The 18746-nt window shown below is 65.2% G+C and carries 14 protein-coding genes; 9 read left to right on the top strand and 5 right to left on the bottom strand.

Going from position 1 to position 18746, the window contains the following annotated elements:
* The first annotated feature begins 156 nt into the window (after positions 1-156).
* Both HWQ56_RS15395 and HWQ56_RS15400 read left to right on the top strand, forming a co-directional pair.
* Complete coding sequence (locus HWQ56_RS15395; RefSeq protein WP_176571054.1) at positions 157-1779, top strand: NADP-dependent glyceraldehyde-3-phosphate dehydrogenase; 1623 nt, start codon at positions 157-159, stop codon at positions 1777-1779.
* Positions 1780-1917: 138 nt separating this feature from the next.
* Positions 1918-2988: an MFS transporter gene (locus HWQ56_RS15400; protein ID WP_425331967.1), complete on the top strand. Its 1071-nt coding sequence runs from the start codon at positions 1918-1920 to the stop codon at positions 2986-2988.
* A gap of 343 nt (positions 2989-3331) precedes the next feature.
* On the opposite strand, the gene HWQ56_RS15405 is transcribed toward HWQ56_RS15400, so the two are convergent.
* Positions 3332-3790, bottom strand: coding sequence for an REP-associated tyrosine transposase (locus tag HWQ56_RS15405; protein WP_158159201.1), 459 nt, complete (start codon positions 3788-3790; stop codon positions 3332-3334).
* A gap of 407 nt (positions 3791-4197) precedes the next feature.
* On the opposite strand from HWQ56_RS15405, the gene HWQ56_RS15410 reads away from it, so the two are divergent.
* The gene (locus HWQ56_RS15410) at positions 4198-5544 is read left to right on the top strand and encodes an MFS transporter (protein ID WP_158159200.1); all 1347 of its coding nucleotides are present in this window, start codon (positions 4198-4200) and stop codon (positions 5542-5544) included.
* Between the two features lie 42 nt (positions 5545-5586).
* On the opposite strand, the gene HWQ56_RS15415 is transcribed toward HWQ56_RS15410, so the two are convergent.
* The 4 genes from HWQ56_RS15415 to HWQ56_RS15430 form a co-directional block, all read right to left on the bottom strand.
* Entirely contained in the window at positions 5587-6768 is a 1182-nt protein-coding gene (locus tag HWQ56_RS15415) for an acetyl-CoA C-acetyltransferase (RefSeq protein ID WP_158159199.1), read from the bottom strand.
* A gap of 119 nt (positions 6769-6887) precedes the next feature.
* Positions 6888-8477, bottom strand: a complete 1590-nt coding sequence (locus tag HWQ56_RS15420) for a GMC family oxidoreductase (RefSeq protein WP_176571056.1) — start codon at positions 8475-8477, stop codon at positions 6888-6890.
* Complete coding sequence (locus HWQ56_RS15425) at positions 8470-8967, bottom strand: sorbitol dehydrogenase family protein (RefSeq protein WP_245217759.1); 498 nt, start codon at positions 8965-8967, stop codon at positions 8470-8472. Before HWQ56_RS15425 ends, HWQ56_RS15420 begins: the two co-directional genes overlap by 8 nt.
* 88 nt (positions 8968-9055) lie before the next feature.
* Positions 9056-11380: an FdhF/YdeP family oxidoreductase gene (locus HWQ56_RS15430; protein ID WP_176571058.1), complete on the bottom strand. Its 2325-nt coding sequence runs from the start codon at positions 11378-11380 to the stop codon at positions 9056-9058.
* A 203-nt stretch (positions 11381-11583) separates the two neighbouring features.
* On the opposite strand from HWQ56_RS15430, the gene moaA reads away from it, so the two are divergent.
* The 6 genes from moaA (at position 11584) to HWQ56_RS15460 (ending at position 18744) form a co-directional block, all read left to right on the top strand.
* Positions 11584-12582 (top strand): GTP 3',8-cyclase MoaA, encoded by a 999-nt coding sequence (gene moaA, locus HWQ56_RS15435; RefSeq protein WP_158159195.1) that lies wholly within the window; start codon positions 11584-11586, stop codon positions 12580-12582.
* Between the two features lie 86 nt (positions 12583-12668).
* On the top strand, positions 12669-13553 hold the full coding sequence (locus tag HWQ56_RS15440; RefSeq protein ID WP_176571059.1) for a LysR family transcriptional regulator: 885 nt from the start codon (positions 12669-12671) through the stop codon (positions 13551-13553).
* A gap of 281 nt (positions 13554-13834) precedes the next feature.
* Positions 13835-14854: a FecCD family ABC transporter permease gene (locus tag HWQ56_RS15445; RefSeq protein WP_176571060.1), complete on the top strand. Its 1020-nt coding sequence runs from the start codon at positions 13835-13837 to the stop codon at positions 14852-14854.
* Positions 14851-15621, top strand: a complete 771-nt coding sequence (locus HWQ56_RS15450; protein WP_158157814.1) for an ABC transporter ATP-binding protein — start codon at positions 14851-14853, stop codon at positions 15619-15621. The genes HWQ56_RS15445 and HWQ56_RS15450 overlap by 4 nt, the downstream gene beginning before the upstream one ends.
* A 10-nt stretch (positions 15622-15631) precedes the next feature.
* Positions 15632-17755, top strand: coding sequence for a TonB-dependent receptor (locus HWQ56_RS15455; RefSeq protein ID WP_176571061.1), 2124 nt, complete (start codon positions 15632-15634; stop codon positions 17753-17755).
* A complete protein-coding gene (locus tag HWQ56_RS15460; RefSeq protein ID WP_245217760.1) occupies positions 17752-18744 on the top strand; it encodes an ABC transporter substrate-binding protein in 993 nt (330 codons plus the stop codon). The genes HWQ56_RS15455 and HWQ56_RS15460 overlap by 4 nt, the downstream gene beginning before the upstream one ends.
* Positions 18745-18746: the final 2 nt, after the last annotated feature.

Here is an 18746-nt window from a genome sequence, read left to right on the forward strand (position 1 = left end):
TGGATTCGATGCCGGGGCATGGTAGCAGGCCGGGGCCCGCACCACTCGGGTGCACCCTGAAAAAACCCGACCAAATTTGGAGCTGACACGTTTCAGCCCGTGGCCAATAGCGCTATGCTGAATCCTTTGTCACCGGTCATCCATGGAGGTAGCGTCATGAGCCAAGATCCCCTGAGCAGTCTGTACCCTACAGCAGCGGATATCCCCGAACAGTACCGCCTGAGCGGCCAGGTCGAGCAACGCGATTACCTGGTGGACGGCGAACTGCGTCGCTGGGACGGCCCCTTGGCCACCGTGCGCAGCCCGATTTTCCTGAATACCCCGGAAGGCGATCAGCAGGTCATCCTGGGCAGCACGCCGCTGCTCGATGCCGACACCGCCCTCACCGCCCTGGACGCCGCCGTGCGCGCTTACGACAAGGGCCGCGGCGCCTGGCCGAACCTGCGGGTGGCCGAGCGTATCCGCCATGTCGAAGGGTTCCTGGCGCGCATGCTTGAACAGCGCGACGCGGTGGTCAAGCTGTTGATGTGGGAAATCGGCAAGAACCTCAAGGACTCGCAGAAAGAGTTCGACCGCACCTGCGACTACATCGTCGACACCATCAATGCCTTGAAGGACGTCGACCGCAAGTCCAGCCGCTTCGAGCTGGAACAGGACACCCTGGGCCAGATCCGTCGCGTGCCCCTGGGCGTGGCCCTGTGCATGGGCCCTTACAACTACCCGTTGAACGAGACCTTCACCACCCTGATCCCGGCGCTGATCATGGGCAACACCGTGGTGTTCAAACCGGCCAAGTTCGGCGTGCTGCTGATTCGTCCGCTCCTGGAAGCCTTCCGCGACAGCTTCCCTGCCGGTGTCATCAACGTCATCTATGGCAGCGGCCGCGAGACCGTCAGCGCCCTGATGGCCAGTGGCAAGATCGACATCTTCGCCTTCATCGGTACCCACAAGGCCGCCAGCGACCTGAAGAAACTGCACCCCAAGCCACACCGGCTGCGCTCGGCCCTGGGCCTGGACGCCAAGAACCCTGGCATCGTGCTGCCCGAGGTGGACCTGGACAATGCCGTCAACGAAGCCATCACCGGTTCGCTGTCGTTCAACGGCCAGCGCTGCACCGCGTTGAAGATCCTGTTCGTGCACGAGAACGTGGTGGGCAGTTTCATCGAGAAATTCAACCAGAAACTCGCCGCGCTGAAATCCGGCATGCCGTGGGAGCCGGGCGTGTCGCTGACGCCGCTGCCGGAGCAAGGCAAGACCGACTATCTGTCGGCGCTGGTCAAGGACGCCGAGGCCCAGGGCGCCAAGGTGGTGAACCCCAATGGCGGCGCCATCCGCGGTTCGTTCTTCTACCCTGCGGTACTGTTCCCGGTGACGCCGCAGATGCGCGTGTACCAGGAAGAGCAATTTGGCCCGGTGGTACCGATCGTGCCGTTCCGTGACCTGGAAACGGTGATCGACTACGTGTTGGAATCGGACTTCGGCCAGCAGGCGAGCATCTTCGGCACTGATGCCACCCAGGTTGGCAAACTGGTGGACCTGTTCGCCAACCAGGTCGGCCGCATCAACATCAACGCCCAGTGCCAGCGCGGCCCGGACACCTACCCGTTCAACGGCCGCAAGAACTCGGCCGAAGGCACCCTGTCGGTGTTCGACGCCCTGCGCACCTTCTCGATCCGCACGCTGGTGGCGACCAAGTTCCAGGACGCCAACAAGACGTTGATCAGCGATATCATCCACGACCGCAAGTCGAACTTCCTGACCACCGATTACATCTTCTGACCGAGGACCGGGCAGGCCGCCAGGCTTGCCCGGATCCACTTCCCCACGGCATGATGGCTCCCCCTTCCCCGGGTGGAGAGCGCAGTGCCCAGCGTTTCGCAGATCGCCGATCGACAATCCCGCCTCGCCGCCACAGTCATGGCCCTGTGCCTGCCCAGTGACGTGCTGCTTTACCTGCTCCTGCCCATGCAGCCCCAGGCCTTCGGCATCAGCCTGGCCCAGGCCGGTATTCTGCTGGCGGCCAACCGCCTGGTGCGGATTGTCGGCTACAGCCAGGTGGTGCAGTTCTATGCGCGCAATGGCGACCGCCTCACCTGCATGATCGCGGCAGGTGCCGCGGCCCTGTGCGCGCTTGGCAATGCCACGCTGTCAGGGTTCGCCTGGTTGCTGGGGCTGCGCCTGGTGTGGGGGTTGTGCTTTGCGGCGTTCAACCTGTCCACCCAGGTCATGGCGACCCATGAACCGGCAGGTGCCGCGCGGCGTTCCGGGCGAGCGCGAGCGCTGGCGGCCATCGGGCCCATGCTGGCCTTGCCGCTGGGGGCGGCCTTGAGCCTGTGGCTAGGGCCGCGGGCGATTTTCTTCATTCTTGCCGGCACTTGCACCCTGGGCTTCTTCGTTGCCCGACGCCTGCCGCAGCAGCCTCATGCCTTGCAGGCGGGCGGCAAGCGCTTCAAGAAGCCCGACAGCGTGGCGGTATGGTCTTTCATCGAGGGCGTGGCGCTGGATGGGCTGTTCATCTTCGGCCTGTCCTTGCAGGCGCAGAAGGTACTGGGCGGCGACGCCATGATGATCGCCGGGGTACTGATGGGGCTGCGTTACCTGTCCGAACTGTTGCTCAGCCCGCTGGGCGGTTGGGCGGCGCAGCGCTTCGGCGCCACGGCGATGCTGCTGGTGTTTTCCATCAGTAGCGCTGTGGCCCTGAGCGTGTTTGGCAACCATTGGGTGATCGTCGGCGGTGCCGCCGTGCTCGTATTGCGAGCCTTGCAACTGCCGCTGGTGGCGACATTGGTGGCCGAGCGCAACCCTGGGCCAGCGCGCGTGCAGGCCCTGGCGTCCAATGCCGTGTGGCGCGACGTAGGCGCGGGGCTGGGGCCACTGCTGGCCGGCGTCTTGCTGCCCATCACCTCGGCGCCGTGGGTATTCGGCGTAGCGGGATTGGCGATAGCCTTGAGTGCCCTGGCCTGCCAGCGTAAAGCCAATCCCGCGTAGCAGCGGACCTGGCCGCGTCAGGGCACATGCGGTGTGCCTGACGCCGCGCGGCGCCTTGACGCGGCCGGGTCCGCTGCTACGCAGATAGCGCCGGCCGCGTCGGGGCACATGCGGTGCGCCTGACCCCACGCGGCGCCCAGGACGCGGCCGGAGCCGTGGCAGATAGCGTCGTAGCAGCGGACCTGGCCGCGTTGGGGCACATGCGGTGTGCCTGACCCCACGCAGCGCCCAGGACGCGGCCGCAGCCGTTGCAGATAGCGCCGTAGCAGCGGACCTGGCCGCGTCGGGGCACATGCGGTGTGCCTGAAACTGCGCGGTGCTCGGGACGCGGCCGGGTCCGCTGCTACAGCCATACGGCATCCCAGAGGGGGTAGTCGGCTACACGCTGGACCAATCCTGCACGCAGTGGATTGGCAATGATGTACCGGGCGGCTTGCCTGAGATCTTCTTCCTTGCGCAGCGCGCGGTCGTAATACCCCTTCTGCCACAACGGCCCCTGTAACGCCAGCCGCGTGTTGATCGCGTAACCACTGCGCGCCTTGACGCGCCCGACCACGTCGCCCAACGATCCGCTGCGCAGTTCGAATAGCCAGTGCAAATGATCAGGCATCACCACCCATGCCAGCGATGACAACCGCCCCGCCTGCTCAACCGCGCGCATTTCCTTTACCAGCAGGCGACCGAGCCCTAAGTCCTCGAAATGCGCTATTCGACCCTCGGTGACCGTCGTGACCGTATAGATCTGCCCACACTGGCTGAAGCGCCCCGTACGCAGCGAAAACGCTCTGCATTTGCCGTTCATGAGTCTGCCCTCCATGGCTGACCCCACAAAGTAATTGCCCCCGCACATGCGACGCGATAGCCGGTGCGTTAGAAAAAATGACACAACAGCGACCCTTTTTTCATGTGCCTGAAGCCCCCGTCCCATGGTGGCCAGAGGCCTGACAACCGGGCGCGATGTCGCAGGCAGTCATCCCGCAAACGGTTGCGCTCAACCGATTCAGGTGCGATAACTAAAAAGGTGAACCACTCGAATCCCCACAAAAAATAGAAATCACCCCGGTATCGAACGCGTTTTTCGTCGATCCTGCATTTCCATTTCATCCGGTCGCTTTACCCACGCCATTGCGGCGTAAACCTGCCCTTCAACCTCATTGAGGCCATTCATGGGTGCGCCCAAGCACCTGCTGCACACAAGGAAACGGAACATTGAGCGATCAATCCACTCCGCACTCTCCCCTCGCCCGCCTGTGCGATAAAATCGGCATTCCCTACCCCCTCTTCTGGGGCTTCGTTGGCCTGTTGATCTTCATGATCGGCGACGGCGTCGAACTCGGTTACCTCTCACCCTTCCTCAGCCAGCGCGGCATGGCCGAAAACCATATCGCCATGGTGTTCACCCTGTATGGCGTCACCGTCGGCATTTCGTCGTGGCTTGCGGGTGCGCTGTCCAACCTGTGGGGCCCCAAGCGCGTGATGATGCTCGGCCTGCTGATCTGGAGCGTCTTCGAAGCACTGTTCCTGGTCTACGGGCTGCAAAAGCTCAGCTATCCGATGATCCTGCTCACCTATGGCCTGCGCGGCTTTGGCTACCCATTGTTCGCCTACGGCTTCCTGGTCTGGATCGCCGCGGCCACGCCGTCGCGCAAGATGGGCCTTGCAGTGGGCTGGTTCTGGGTGGCCTACGCGGCCGGCCTGCCAACCCTGGGTTCGCTGGTGGCGAGCATCAGCATTCCGCTGATCGGCGCGCTGCAAACGTTCTGGCTGTCGTTCGGGCTGGTGGTGATCGGCGGCGCGATCGGCCTGGTCGGCATGCGCGAAGCCCACGGCCTGCGCCGCCTGGCACCAGAAGGGGAAAAGCCGCTGGTGTCGATGGCCAAGAACATCACCATCATGTGGACCCAGCCAAAAGTCTCCCTGGCCGGTCTCGTGCGGGTGATCAACACGGCGTCGATGTTCGGCTTCCTGGTGGTGATGCCCGGCTTCTTCATGCACACCGTCGGCTTTAGCCTCGAGCAATGGCTACGCCTGCTGACCATCGTGTTCGTGTTCAACATCATCGGCAACATGACGTCCAGCGTCATCAGCACGCGCATCGGCTACCGCAACACCATCCTCTGGCTGGGCGCCGTGGGCAGCACCATCAGTACGCCGCTGTTCTTCTTCATGCCCCAGGCCTTTCCGCACAACTTCATGCTGGCCTCGGTGTTCGGTGCGTTCTATGGCCTGACCCTGGCCTGCTTCGTGCCGCTGTCGGCCCTGGCCCCGGCGCTGGCGCCGCAGAACAAGGCGGCCGCGCTGTCGGTGCTGAGCCTGGGCGCGGGTGCTTCGACGTGGGTAGGCCCAGCGGTGGTGGCGATCTTCAGCGAGCGGTTCGGTCTGGAAGGTGTGGTGTGGGCGTTCTCCGGGCTGTATGCCCTGAGCGCGGTGATGACCGTGTTCCTGCGTGACCCGGAACCGGTCCATGAGCCGGTGCTGACCCCGGCCAAGCGCCGGATCAAGGTGCGGGTGCCGCGCCTGGATTACCGCTGGGCCCATGCGACCCGCGCCGACTAAGCGCGGGGCCTGACGCGGCCGCAAGGCCGCGTCACCGGTCTGTCAGGGACGTTCCAGCGCCAAGGCCACGCCCTGACCACCGCCAATGCACAAGGTGGCCAGACCTTTTCTGGCATCGCGCTTGATCATCTCATGCAGCAGCGTCACCAGCACCCGGCACCCCGATGCCCCAATGGGGTGGCCCAAGGCGATGGCACCGCCGTTGACGTTGACCTTGGCAGCGTCCCATCCCAGTTCCTGCCCCACCGCCAACGCCTGCGCGGCAAAGGCTTCGTTGGCTTCGATCAAATCCAGTTGCTCAAGGGTCCAGCCAGCCTTTTCCAGGCAACGGCGCGTAGCGCTCACCGGGCCGATGCCCATGATGGCCGGGTCGACGCCCGCGTTGGCATAGGCGGCGACGCGCGCCAGCACCGGCAGGCCCAGTTGCCGGGCCTTGGCGGCGCTCATGAGGATGACGGCGGCGGCGCCATCGTTCAGCGACGAAGCATTACCGGCCGTGACGGTACCGTCTTTCTTGAACGCCGGCTTGAGCTTGGCCAGGCTCTCGGCCGTGGTCCCGGCGCGGGGCTGTTCGTCCGTTGCAAAGGCCACGGGGTCGCCCTTGCGCTGGGGTATCAGGATGGGGGTGATCTCGGCCACGAAGCGCCCCGCTTCGATGGCGGTCGCCGCCTTGGCCTGGGACTGCGCGGCGAAGGCGTCCTGGGCTTCACGGCTGATGCCGTACTTGTCCACCAGGTTCTCGGCAGTGATGCCCATGTGGTAGTCGTTGAACGCATCCCACAAGCCGTCGCTGATCATGGTATCGACGACGGCCGCGTGGCCCATGCGCAAGCCGGTACGGGCACCCGGCAGTACATAGTTGGCCAGGCTCATGTTTTCCTGGCCACCGGCGATGATCACCTCGGCGTCGCCACAGCGAATCGCCTGGGCGCCCAGGTGCAGCGCCTTGAGGCCCGAGCCGCAGACCTTGTTCAGGGTCATGGCCGGCACGGCGGCGGGCAGTCCGGCCTTGATCGCGGCCTGGCGCGCGGGGTTCTGGCCAGCGCCGGCGGTCAGCACCTGGCCGAGGATCACTTCGTCCACCTGGCTGCCGTCCAGGCGAGTCTGGGCCAGCAACTGGCGGATCACGGCGGCCCCCAGGTCAACGGCCGGGATGGCTGCCAGGGCGCCCTGGAAACTGCCGACCGCGGTGCGGGTGGCGGCGACGATGACGACGTCTTGCATGGTGATACCTCGTTGTTATTAGGTGCTGGGAACTGGAGAAGCTCGCTGGCAAGCCACCACCGATTGTCCCGCTGGAACATTGTTTTGATAAATTTGTTTTTCAAAGCAGTTGATGAGTTTCAGTTATCAATCTGCCCCACACTGCGCAACGCCAGGGCCACGGCGGTCAGGGTCGAATTCACGGTGGCCGAGGTAGGCATCACCCCAGTGCCGCACAGAAACAGGTTGTCATGCTGATGGCAGCGGCCGAAGCCATCGCACACCGAACGCGCCCCGTCGTCGCCCATGCTCAACGTACCGGTGATGTGCTGGTTGTTGGAAAACGCGCCGTCGGCACTATGGCGCAGGTTGCTGGCCCCCATCAAGCGGGCGATGGCGAGGAAGTCCCGGCGCGAGGCCTCGGCGCCGCGCCGGGTGTAGTCGTCGATGGCATAGTGCAGGCGCGGCGTGGGTAGGCCCAGTTTGTCACGACGGTCGCTGAGGGTGACGCGGTTGTCCGGGTGCGGTAGTTGCTCCAGCACATCCTTGACGCTCATTTCGAACGCCGCGCGGTGGCGCAGTTGGGTCTTGAACGCTGGCCCGTAGACCCCGGCCTTGAGCAGCGCCTCGGTCGCGGTATCCACCCGGGAGACGTTGGTGAAGTCCAGCCGATAGGCCGCCCGATGGCGGCGAAAGTCACCGTCGCGCAGGGTATTGATGGAGCTGGGGCTTTGCGGACCCCGGCCTAGCCACAGTTCCTCATCAGCGTCGAAACTCAGGGAGGTACTGGGGTGATCCATGAGGTGGCGGCCTACGTTTCCGGAACCGTTGGCCAGGCCTTGGGGATAGCGTTCGCTGGCGGACATCAACAGTAACTTGGGGCTCTCGATGCCGTTGGCGGCGAGAATGAAGGTACTGCCCGTGACCCGGTAGGTCTGCTTGTCGGGGTCGTAATAGTGCGCGGCGACGATCCGGCCTTGCTCATCATGCTCCAGGCGGTACACCACCGCTCGGGTCTGCAACCGCACGCCGGCGGCCAGCGCCTGCTGGATGGCGATGCCGCCGTGGTACTGGGCATTGATCGGGCAGATGGGCTGGCAACTGTTGCTGGCGCAGCACGGCGGCCGGCCATCGTAGACCTGGCTGTTACGCGCCGCGGTATTGCCTACTACCACGTAGGCCGGCGCCAGGCGTTCGCGGATGCGCGCCATGGCGTAGGGTTCGGCCACGGGGGCCATGGGCAGCGGGTCGCGACGCGGGGAGCCGGTGTTGTCGGCACCGGACACGCCCATCAGCCGTTCGGCCTGATGGTAGAAAGGCTCCAGGTCGTCGTAGCTCAAGGGCCAGTCCACCCCCACGCCATACAGGCTCTTGAGGCGAAAGTCATTGGGCAGCAGGCGCCAGGCTTGCGCCGCCCAGTGCCAACTGGTGCCACCCACCCCGCGGATGTATTGGGTCTGATAAGGATAAGGCCCGGCCTGGTCGAGGTAGTCGTTGGGCTCGGGCTGGTAGAGGGGGTGTGGCGCCCAGTCATGGAAGGGGTACGGCGCCAGCCAGTCGTGCTTGCGTGGCGAGGCGCGAAATGCCGCCACCACCTGGGCATGGTCGATCTCGCCGCCCGCTTCCAGGATCAACACCGAAGCACCCCGCTCTGCCAGGCGCCGCGCCGCCGTGGCGCCGACGATGCCACTGCCGATCACCACGACATCGGCGCTCAGGGCTTCAGCCATGCTCGGCGCTCCCCTGGGGCTTGGCCGCCCACACGCCATAGCCGCCCAAGGCAAAGCTGGGCGGCTGCAGCACGTCGGCGACCATGCGCGCATTGAGGGCCTGCTCGTAGGCCACGCAGCGCGCCTGGGTGCCGCTGCCTACCACGCCCATGAACCAGGCACGGGCCAACACCCTGGGCACTTTGGCCAGAGGCGATTGCTCGGCGTCGAGGGTGGCCTGAAGGGTGGCGGGGTCAAGGTGGCGGGCTTCCATCAGTCTGAGCAACTGACTGGCCTGCTCCGCGAAGGTAGGGTATTGCTGGGTCAGGGCCACGTGCAGGGCATTGGCCAAGTCGCGGTCCAGGGCTTGCTGACCGGCGATCAGGGCCGACAGGGCGAGGAAATCGCCTTGGGCCTGGCTGCCTACCGGCTCAGCCAGGGCAAAGGGGATGTGCGCGGCGGTCCAGGCACCCAGCAGGGCCTTGAGCAGGGTTCGGCGGGGTGGGTTCATGGCGTCCATTCTCCGGGGCATCGCTGTTGGAACACGATGCCTCGGAGAAATTCAGGCCCAAGGGGCAATTCTGGCGCCTGTTGCTGGATCAGGCGACAGCCGCCGAAATAAGGCTGCTGGCGCTGGCCTTCTCCACCTTGATGGCGATGAACTTGGAGGTCGGTGTGTAGGTGCGGTCACCGTAGCTTTCCAACGGCACCAACGGGTTGGTTTCCGGATAGTAGGCGGCTGCCTGGCCCTCGGGGATGTCGTAGGCAATCAAGGTGAAACCCTTGACCCGACGCTCGCGGTTGTCGTCCCACAGGGCTACCAGGTCGACCTTGTCACCCGGTTGCATGCCCAGCTTGCGGATATCGGCTTCACTGACGAACACGACGTCACGCATGCCATACACACCGCGGTAGCGGTCGTCCAGGCCGTACAGGGTGGTGTTGTACTGATCGTGGGAACGCATGGTCTGCAAGATCAGGTCCGGCGTGACGTTCATCTTGCGCACCCCGGCGTTCACCAGGTCGTCCGGCAGGATACTGGCGGTGAACTGGGCCTTGCCGCTGGCGGTTTTCCATACGCGCTGGGCAGCACTGTTGCCCAGGTGGAAACCGCCCGGGTGCTGCAGGCGCTCGTTGAAGTTGGCGAAGCCTGGCAGGGTGTCGGCGATCAGGTCGCGGATGCGGCTGTAGTCGCCGACCAACCAATGCCAGTCCACCGGGTGGTTGCCCAGGGTGGCGGCGGCCATGCCGGCGATGATCGCCGGTTCCGAGCGCAGGGCCGGCGAGCGCGGTTTCAGCTGGCCGTGGGAAATGTGCACCATGCTGAAGGTGTCTTCCACGGTGATGCCCTGGGGGCCATTGACCTGCACGTCGATCTCGGTGCGACCCAGGCACGGCAGAATCAGCGCATCACGCCCCGTGACCAGGTGGCTGCGGTTGAGCTTGGTGGCAATATGGACCGTCAGGTCGCATTTGCGCAGCGCCTCGTGGGTGCGCGGGGTATCCGGGGTGGCCTGGGCGAAGTTGCCACCCAGGGCGATGAACACCTTGGCCTCGCCGCGCTCCATGGCGCCGATGGCCTGCACGGCGTTGTGCCCCACTTCACGGGGCACAGTGAACTTGAAGCGTTGCTCGATGGCGTCCAGCAGGGCTTTCGAGGGTTTCTCGTCGATGCCCATGGTGCGGTCGCCTTGCACGTTACTGTGGCCACGTACCGGCGACAGGCCGGCACCTGGGCGGCCGACGTTGCCGCGCAACAGTTGTACGTTGATCACTTCCTGGATGGTCGGCACCGAGTGCTTGTGCTGAGTCAGGCCCATGGCCCAGCACATGATGACCCGTTCGGCCTTGCGGTACATGGCGGCAGCCATCTCGATATCGGCCAGGCTCAGGCCCGACTGCTCGATGATGTGCGGCCACGGCGTAGCGTCGACTTCGGCCAGGTAGGCGTCCATCCCGGTGGTGTGCTCCTGAATGAAAGCGTGGTCGAACACCGCCGGCTCGCCGCTGGCCTGGGCGTCGCGCTCCCATTGCAGCAGAAACTTGGCCATGCCGCGGAACAGCGCCATGTCGCCGCCCAGGGCCGGGCGCAGGTAGGCCGAACTGGTGGGCTTGGAGCCGTTGCCGAGCATTTCCAGCGGGTGCTGCGGGTGCTGGAAACGCTCCAGGCCACGCTCCTTGAGCGGGTTGATGCAGATCACCTGGGCGCCGCGCTCCACCGCTTCGCGCAACGGTTCAAGCATGCGCGGGTGGTTGGTGCCGGGGTTCTGGCCGATCACGAAGATGGCATCGGCGTGCTCCAGGTCGTGGAACACCACGGTCCCCTTGCCCACGCCCAGGGTCTCTTTCATGCTCACGCCACTGGCTTCGTGGCACATGTTCGAGCAGTCAGGGAAATTGTTGGTGCCAAAGGCACGCACGAACAGCTGGTACAGGAACGCGGCTTCGTTGCTGGCCCGGCCCGAGGTGTAGAACTCGGCCTGGTGCGGCGACTCCAGGGCGTTCAAGTGGCGAGCGATCAGCGCGTAGGCCTCTTCCCAGCTGGTTTCCACGTATTTGTCGGTAGCAGCGTCGTAACGCATGGGGTGGGTCAGGCGACCCTGGTACTCCAGCCAGTAATCGGTCTGCGCCGCCAGGGCCGACACCGAATGCTTGGCGAAGAACGCCGGGTTCACCAGGCGGCCAGTGGCTTCCCAGTTCACCGCCTTGGCGCCGTTCTCGCAGAACTTGACCATGCCGTTTTCCGGCGACTCGCCCCACGCGCACCCCGGGCAGTCGAAACCACCGTTCTGGTTGGTCTTGAGCATGGCGCGGATGTTGGTGAGTGCCTTCTTGCTGCCCAGCCAGCTGCGCGTCACCGCCACCAGGGCGCCCCAGCCAGCGGCGGCACCTTTATAGGGTTTATAGCGTTCGACCTGGGACATTGGGGCACTCCGTGAGGCAATGAATTCAGAATGTCAGGCTATGCCCGGGTCGCACAGGTGTCCAATCGCTATTAGTGACCGCATGATCGACGGGCTCTATCACTTGACGATAGACCCCATCGATCATTTATTCGCTCGAAGTAATTAGACCTGGCGCCCGTGGCGTTTTATTCTGGATACATAATTTGCCCAAAGAGGTGTACATGGCTGACCGGATGCTGATCGACGGCTTCGCCCGACGCGTCGACTATGTGCGCCTGTCGGTGACCGACCGCTGCGACTTCCGTTGCGTGTACTGCATGGCCGAGGACATGACGTTCCTGCCGCGCCAGCGCATCCTCAGCCTGGAAGAGATCGCCGAACTGGCTGAGCGCTTCGTTGCCCTGGGCACCCGCAAGATCCGTCTCACCGGTGGCGAGCCGCTGGTGCGGCAGGGCATCGTCGGGCTGTGCGAACGCATCGCTGCCCTGCCCGGCCTGCGTGAACTGTGCATGACCACCAACGGGTCGCAATTGGGCCACCTGGCCCAGCCGCTCAAGGATGCCGGGGTCAACCGCCTGAACATCAGCCTCGACAGCCTGGACCCGGCACGCTTTCGCGAGCTGACCCGCACCGGCGACCTGCACAAGGTCATCGAGGGAATCGATGCAGCCAACGCCGCCGGCTTTACCCACACCAAGCTCAACTGCGTGGTGATGAAGGGCCGCAACGACGACGAGATCAACGACCTGGTGGCGTTCGCCATCCACCGTGGCCTGGACATTTCCTTTATCGAAGAGATGCCGCTGGGGGTGATCAGCGAGCACAGCCGTGCCGGGGCGTTTTTCTCCAGCGCCCAGGTGCGTGAGGTCATCAGCCAGCGCTATACCTTGCTCGACTCCGCCGAATCCACCCAGGGCCCGTCGCGCTACTGGCGCCTGGCGGAAGCCCCGGCCATTCGCATCGGCTTCATCTCGCCCCACAGCCACAACTTCTGCGCCACCTGCAACCGCGTGCGCGTCACTGTCGAGGGCCGGCTGCTGCTGTGCCTGGGCAACGAGCACGCCGTGGACCTCAAGGCCGTGCTGCGTGCCCACCCGGGCCAACCTCAGAAGGTCGAACAGGCCATTGTCGACGCCATGAAGATCAAGCCCTACCGGCACGACTTTCAGCTCAATGATGACGTACAGGTGGTACGCTTCATGAACATGACCGGCGGCTGAACCGGTTGCTCACGGACGGTCCCACAGGGATAACAGCGCCTGGGCCTTAGCCGCCCACCCGCCCGACTGATCACCCGGTAATGCCCTTGGATATCAAACAACTCAAATTCCTCATCGCCCTCGACCAGACTCGCCACTTCGGCCAGGCTGCGGCGCGCTGCAACATCACCCAGCCGACCTTGTCCATGCGCCTGCGCAACCTGGAAGATGAACTCAACATCGTGCTGGTGAACCGTGGCCAGCGCTTCGAAGGCTTCACCCCGGCGGGCGAGCGGGTGCTGGCCTGGGCGCGTACGCTCATCGCCGCCCACGATGGCCTGTATGCCGAAGCAGCCGCGTGCCGTGGCCAACTGATCGGCGACTTGCGCCTGGGCATGGTGCCCCTGAGCAGTTTCAACACCACCCAGTTTATCCAGGCCCTGGCCAAGGACTTTCCGGAGCTGGGGTTCAGTGTGTCGACCATGACCAGCGACGATATTGTCGCCGCCTTGGCCAACAACCAGGTGGACCTGGGCATCTGTTACCTGGACCAGGTCAACGCCAGCCATTTCGAATTTTTCGAACTGTCGTCCACGCGCATCGGCGTGCTCTATGACACGCGCTTCTTCACCTTCGACAACCCGCAGATCAGCTGGGAGGCCGCCGCCGAGCTACCGCTGGGGATGATCCTCAACGGTATGCACTTTCGCAAATCGGTGGACCTGAGCTTTCGCAGCCGCGGGCTGACCCCGCGGCCGGTGCTGGAAAGCGATTCCACCTTTCAGCTGATCCAGGCCGTGCAGGCAGGGTTCTGCTGTGCGGTGATGCCGCTGGAGGGGGGGTTCGAAGGATTGAGCGAGCACATGGGCGTGCTGGAGCTGCCGGATGCCGAGGTGCTGGCGCCGCTGGGGCTGATCATGCGCCGCACGGAACCGCGGTCGGCAGTCGCGGAGAAGTGCTTTGCCCGCGCCCGGCAGTTGTTGAAGGGCTGACGGACGTGGGTGGCTGCCGCATTGTTGCTTGCAACGGAATATATCATTGCGTTCTGTTCGCTGGTTCATGATCTGACCCGCTGATACATTGCCGGCCGTCGAGGTTACCAACTGCTCGACGCCCCGCGTTGGGCCATGCCACCTGCTCCCCCTGGGTGAACATGGCCCTTTTTTGTGACTGAAGCGGGTGGCCTTCCATGAAGATTGCAATGTACGACCTAGTCCATTCCCCCTGACCGCTATATACTTTTTGTTACACCGCCACCACCCGACCCTTCCCGATGCCCCGAGCTACCCCGCTCTACCCTGCGGCTTTCAGCCTGCTTGCCGTGATTGTCGCCAGCCTGGTGGCCTTGACCATCGGCCGTTATCCGGTACCTCTTTCGCAACTGATATCCTTCTTCGGCGCCTGGACCGGGCTTTCATCTTTGCCCGAGGATCAGTACACCCTGCTGCACAGCGTAGTCTTCGACAGCCGCCTGCCACGCGTTGTCGCCGGGGCCCTGGTAGGCGCCGGGCTGTCGGTGTCGGGCGCGGCGTACCAGGCGGTGTTTCGCAACCCGCTGGTGTCGCCGGGGCTGCTGGGGGTGCTGAGCGGTTGTGCTTTCGGTGCCGCCGTGGGCATCGTCGCCGACCTCCATGGCCTGTGGATTCCCCTGCTGGCCTGCGCCACCGGGCTGGTGGCCGTGGCGGTGGGCGTGACCATCGGCAACCTGTTCGGCATGACCTCGATCCTGATGCTGGTATTGGGCGGCATCGTAGCCAACGCCCTGTTCACCTCGCTGCTGTCCATCACCCAGTACGTGGCCGACCCGCAGAGCCAACTGCCCACTATCGTCTATTGGCTGCTGGGCAGCCTCAGCGCCGTGGACCAGCACGCGCTGGCGTTCACCGCGCCGGTGCTGGTGCTGGCCATCGGCGTGCTGTGCCTGCTGGGCAGGGCCATCGACGCCTTGTCATTGAGTGACGATGAAGCCCTGAGCCTGGGCGTACCGGTGCGGGGCATCCGCTATGGGATGATCGTGCTGGCCACGCTGATCAGCGCACTGACGGTCAGCCTGGCCGGCATGGTCGGCTGGGTCGGTCTGCTGGTCCCGCACCTGGCGCGCTTGCTGGTGGGGCCGGGCAATACCCGGCTGCTACCCGTGAGTGCCGGCCTGGGTGCGTGCTTCCTGCTGGCCGCCGACGCCCTGGCGCGCAGCCTGGGCGCCGGGGAGGTCCCCCTGGGGGTCGTCACCGAACTGCTCGGCGCGCTGGCCTTCGTGCTGGTGCTACACCGTGTGCGCCGGGGTTGGCTATGAACCCACCGCTGTTGCAGGCCGAAGGCCTGGGGTACCGCCTGGGCGCACGCACGCTGTTCGAGAACGTCAGCCTGAGCATCGCCCCTGGTGACTGCATCGCGCTGCTGGGCGCCAACGGCGCCGGCAAGAGTACGCTGATGAAAGTGCTGCTGGGGTTGCTCAAGCCTGGCAGCGGCCAAGTACAAATCAACGGTCAGCCCTTGCAGCGCCTGGACCGGCGCAGCATCGCCCGGCAATTGGCCTACGTGCCCCAGAGCCATGTGCCCAGTTTTCCCTACACCGTGGGCCAGATCGTCACCCAGGGCCGCCTGCCCATCACCGGCCTGGGCCGCGCGCCCGCTGCCGCCGATCTCGACGCCGTGGGCCGGGCGCTGCAGGCCATGGGCATCGAACACCTGGCCGCGCGCACCTACACCGAACTGTCGGGCGGCGAACGGCAGTTGGTGCTGATCGCCCGGGCACTGGTGCAGGAAGCGCGGTTGATCCTGTTGGACGAGCCCGTGACCGGCCTGGACTTCGGCCATCAGTTGCGCCTGCTCGAGCGCCTGCAACAGCTGGCCGCCCGCGGCCTGGCCATTCTCACCACCAGCCACCGTCCCGAACAGGCACTGGCCGGCGCCAACCGCGCCTGGGTGCTGCATGAGGGGCGCCTGATCGCCGACGGCCCGCCGCATCAGGTCATCGACGCCGCGCTGATGCAGCGCTTGTACGGCGTGCCCGTGCGCCAGATCGACAGCGACCACCACCGATTTTTCGTTCCCCTGTGAGAGTGACTGCATGAAGCATCTCCCCTATGCCCCGCTGCTGCTGGCGGCCGCTGTCAACCTGGCCCACGCCGCCGACAGCACCCCGATTCAACTGGGCGCGGTCAACGTCACCGGCAGCCAGGAAACCCAGGCCGAAGAGGATGCCCGCGCGGCCCGCGAGAAAAGTGCCAACCTTGGCCCACTGGGTGAACGACGCCTGCTGGACACCCCCTACTCGATCAACGTGGTGCCCCACGACCTGATCCAGGACCAACAGCTCAAAAGCGTCAAGGACATCCTGCGCTACCTGCCCTCGGTGCAGGGCGACGGCGCGCGCCCCCAGAGCCGCGGCCTGCAGGGCAGCGTGGTGCAGAACAGCCGCCTGGACGGCCTCAACGTGGTCTCGACCACCGATTACCCCGCCGAGCAGTTCGACGACGTGCAGGTCCTCAATGGCCTGGCGGGCTCGCTGTACGGCCCGGCGAACCCGGCAGGCACCTTCAACTTCATTTCCAAGCGCCCCACCGACGAGCGCCTGAACCGCGTCACCGTGGGCGTGGGCACAGGCCTGAGCTGGCTGAAAGCCGCTGACCTCAGCGGCCCCTTCGACCCCGACGGCAAGATCAAGTACCGCCTCAACCTGCTCGACGAGCAAGGCCACAGTTACAGCCCCGGCAGCACGTTGCGCCGGCAACTGGTGAGCCTGGCCCTGGACTTCCAGGTCAGCGACGACACGGTGGTGCAGACCCATTTCAGCCACTACAACTACCTGGCCAAGGGCCTGCCGGGCAAGTTCGCCCTGGCCACCAATGCCAGTTTCCCCGGCGCCCTGGACCCAACTCGGCACAACCTGGGGCAGAATTACGCCGGCGACAACGACACCACCGACACCGCCAGCGTGCACATCAAGCATGACTTCAACGGCAACTGGAAACTGGACGTGGGCCTGCTGCGCCAGATCGCCGACCGCGAATCCACTGCCGTCACCAACACCCTGGCCGCCACCAGCGGCACCTATACCAGCACCGTGGCCACCGCCACCGCCAGCCGTTTCACCATCAACAGCTACCTGGCCAACCTCAACGGCACCGAATGGACCGGTTCGGTGCGCCATGACCTGACCCTCGGCTTCAGCGGGTTCGACTGGAAGAACTACAACCCCGTCGACGGCGCCACCCAGACCCTGGGCACTGCCAGCCTCAACGACCCGGTCAATTTCAACGAACCGGACTACCCCGACTTCACCGACCGCTACCACTCGGCCACTGCCACCCAGCGCTCGTTCATCGTCGGCGACACCCTGACCTTCACCCCGCAGTGGAGCCTGATGGTGACGGGCAGCCAAAGCCTGATGTCGGTGCGCAACTACGGCAAGACTGGCGCCACCAGCAGCGGCTCCGACGACCACGGCCTGAGCGGTGCCGGCAGCCTGATGTACAAACCGGTCGACAACCTGACCCTGTACGTCACCTATGCCGACAGCCTGCAGCAGGGTGACACCGCCCCCACTGGCACCACCAACGCCAACACTATCCTGGCCCCGTACCGCAGCCGCCAGTGGGAAATCGGCGGCAAGCTGGCCCTGGAGGGCGTCAACCTGTCCCTAGCGGCCTTCCAGATCAAGCGGCCCTACGCGTTTACCCAGACCAACCTGGACTACGCCGTGGCTGGCGAGCAGCGCAACCGTGGCCTCGAATTCATGGCCGACGGCAAGGTCGGCAGCAACGTCCGCCTGTTCGGCGGCATCACCTGGCTGGACCCCAAGGTGCTCGACACCGGCAGCGCGGCCACCAGCGACACGCGCATCGTGGGCCTGTCGCGCTACACCGCCAGCCTGCTCACCGAATACCAGGTGCCCCAGGTGCCCGGCCTGGCGGTGAACGTCAACGCCCGTTACGTGGGCCCGCGCCCCACTGACAACACCGACAGCCACTGGGTGTCCAGCTACGAAACCTTCGACCTGGGCGCCAGCTTCACCACTCGCCTGATGCAGCGCAACACCGTGTACCGCCTGGAGGTCACCAACCTGACCAACGAACGCTACTGGACCAACATCGTGCCCGGTGGCCTGAACGGCTACAGTGCGGCGGGCAACGCCAGCGCCCAGCTGGGTGCGCCGCGCATGCTGCAGGCGTCGATCCAGGTGGACCTGTGAGGCTGCGCGGCCTGTGGCTGGCCATGGGCCTGGTCAGCGCCACGGCCCTGGCCGGCCAGGTGGTGGATGACAAGGGCCGCACGGTGACGGTGCCTGACCACCCACGGCACATCGCCGACGCCTGGTTCGCCCACCATGCCTTGCTGATGACCCTGGGCGCCGGCGACCGTATCGTCGCCACCGTCAACCATGCCGGGCGCCAGCCCTGGATGTTCGCCGTACAGCCATCGCTCAACCAGGCGCTGACGGTGGACGGTACCGCCTTCAATGTCGAAAGCCTGCTGGCGGCCAAGGTCGACCTGGTCTTTGCCAGCACCGGCGACCGGCACGCGCTGGCCTATGAACAAGCCGGTATCCCGGTGGTGTACATGGGTTTCGATGACCTGCCCGGGCTCAAGCGCTCGCTGCTGACCAGCGCCCAGGCGCTGGGCAGCCCCCAGGCACTGGCACGGGCGCAGGCCTATGACCGCTATTTGGACCAAAAAGTCGAAACCATCACCCAGCGCCTGCGCGCGCTGCCGGCGCAACAGCGCCCGCGCGTGTTGCACATTGCCTCGCTCAAGCCGTTGAAGGTCGATGGTGCCGGCACCCTGATCGATGACTGGATTGGCCTGGCCGGCGGGCGCAATGCCGCCGCGGGCCTGAAGGGCAACCTGCAGGTGGTCAACGCCGAGCAGATCCTGGCCTGGCAACCCGACGTCATCCTGTTGGCCGCCGACGCCGGTTCGCTCGACCAGGTGCCCCTGCTGCGGCAAGTGCCCGCCGTGGTCAACGGGCACGTGCTGCGCAACCCGGCCGGCGTCTTTCCCTGGGACCGTTATGGCACCGAGATCGCCCTGCAATTGCCGTGGGCGGCCAAGGCATTGCACCCCGATTTATTTCAGGATGTGCAGATGGGGCCGCTGACCCAGGCGTTCTACCAACGTTTTTTCGACTACCCGCTCACCGCGGCCCAGGCAACGAGGATCCTGGCAGGCGAAAAGCCCTGATC

The sequence above is a fragment of the Pseudomonas eucalypticola genome (genome assembly GCF_013374995.1).
Taxonomy (GTDB): domain Bacteria; phylum Pseudomonadota; class Gammaproteobacteria; order Pseudomonadales; family Pseudomonadaceae; genus Aquipseudomonas; species Aquipseudomonas eucalypticola.

Bases quoted from the DNA above. Each gene is read 5' to 3' on its own strand.
- HWQ56_RS15425 (WP_245217759.1), bottom strand. From the start codon at position 8,967: ATGAACCCACCCCGCCGAACCCTGCTCAAGGCCCTGCTGGGTGCCTGG.
- moaA (WP_158159195.1), top strand. From the start codon at position 11,584: ATGGCTGACCGGATGCTGATCGACGGCTTCGCCCGACGCGTCGACTAT.
- HWQ56_RS15400 (WP_425331967.1), top strand. From the start codon at position 1,918: ATGGCCCTGTGCCTGCCCAGTGACGTGCTGCTTTACCTGCTCCTGCCC.
- HWQ56_RS15430 (WP_176571058.1), bottom strand. From the start codon at position 11,380: ATGTCCCAGGTCGAACGCTATAAACCCTATAAAGGTGCCGCCGCTGGC.
- HWQ56_RS15395 (WP_176571054.1), top strand. From the start codon at position 157: ATGAGCCAAGATCCCCTGAGCAGTCTGTACCCTACAGCAGCGGATATC.
- HWQ56_RS15405 (WP_158159201.1), bottom strand. From the start codon at position 3,790: ATGAACGGCAAATGCAGAGCGTTTTCGCTGCGTACGGGGCGCTTCAGC.
- HWQ56_RS15450 (WP_158157814.1), top strand. From the start codon at position 14,851: ATGAACCCACCGCTGTTGCAGGCCGAAGGCCTGGGGTACCGCCTGGGC.
- HWQ56_RS15415 (WP_158159199.1), bottom strand. From the start codon at position 6,768: ATGCAAGACGTCGTCATCGTCGCCGCCACCCGCACCGCGGTCGGCAGT.
- HWQ56_RS15445 (WP_176571060.1), top strand. From the start codon at position 13,835: ATGCCCCGAGCTACCCCGCTCTACCCTGCGGCTTTCAGCCTGCTTGCC.
- HWQ56_RS15420 (WP_176571056.1), bottom strand. From the start codon at position 8,477: ATGGCTGAAGCCCTGAGCGCCGATGTCGTGGTGATCGGCAGTGGCATC.
- HWQ56_RS15455 (WP_176571061.1), top strand. From the start codon at position 15,632: ATGAAGCATCTCCCCTATGCCCCGCTGCTGCTGGCGGCCGCTGTCAAC.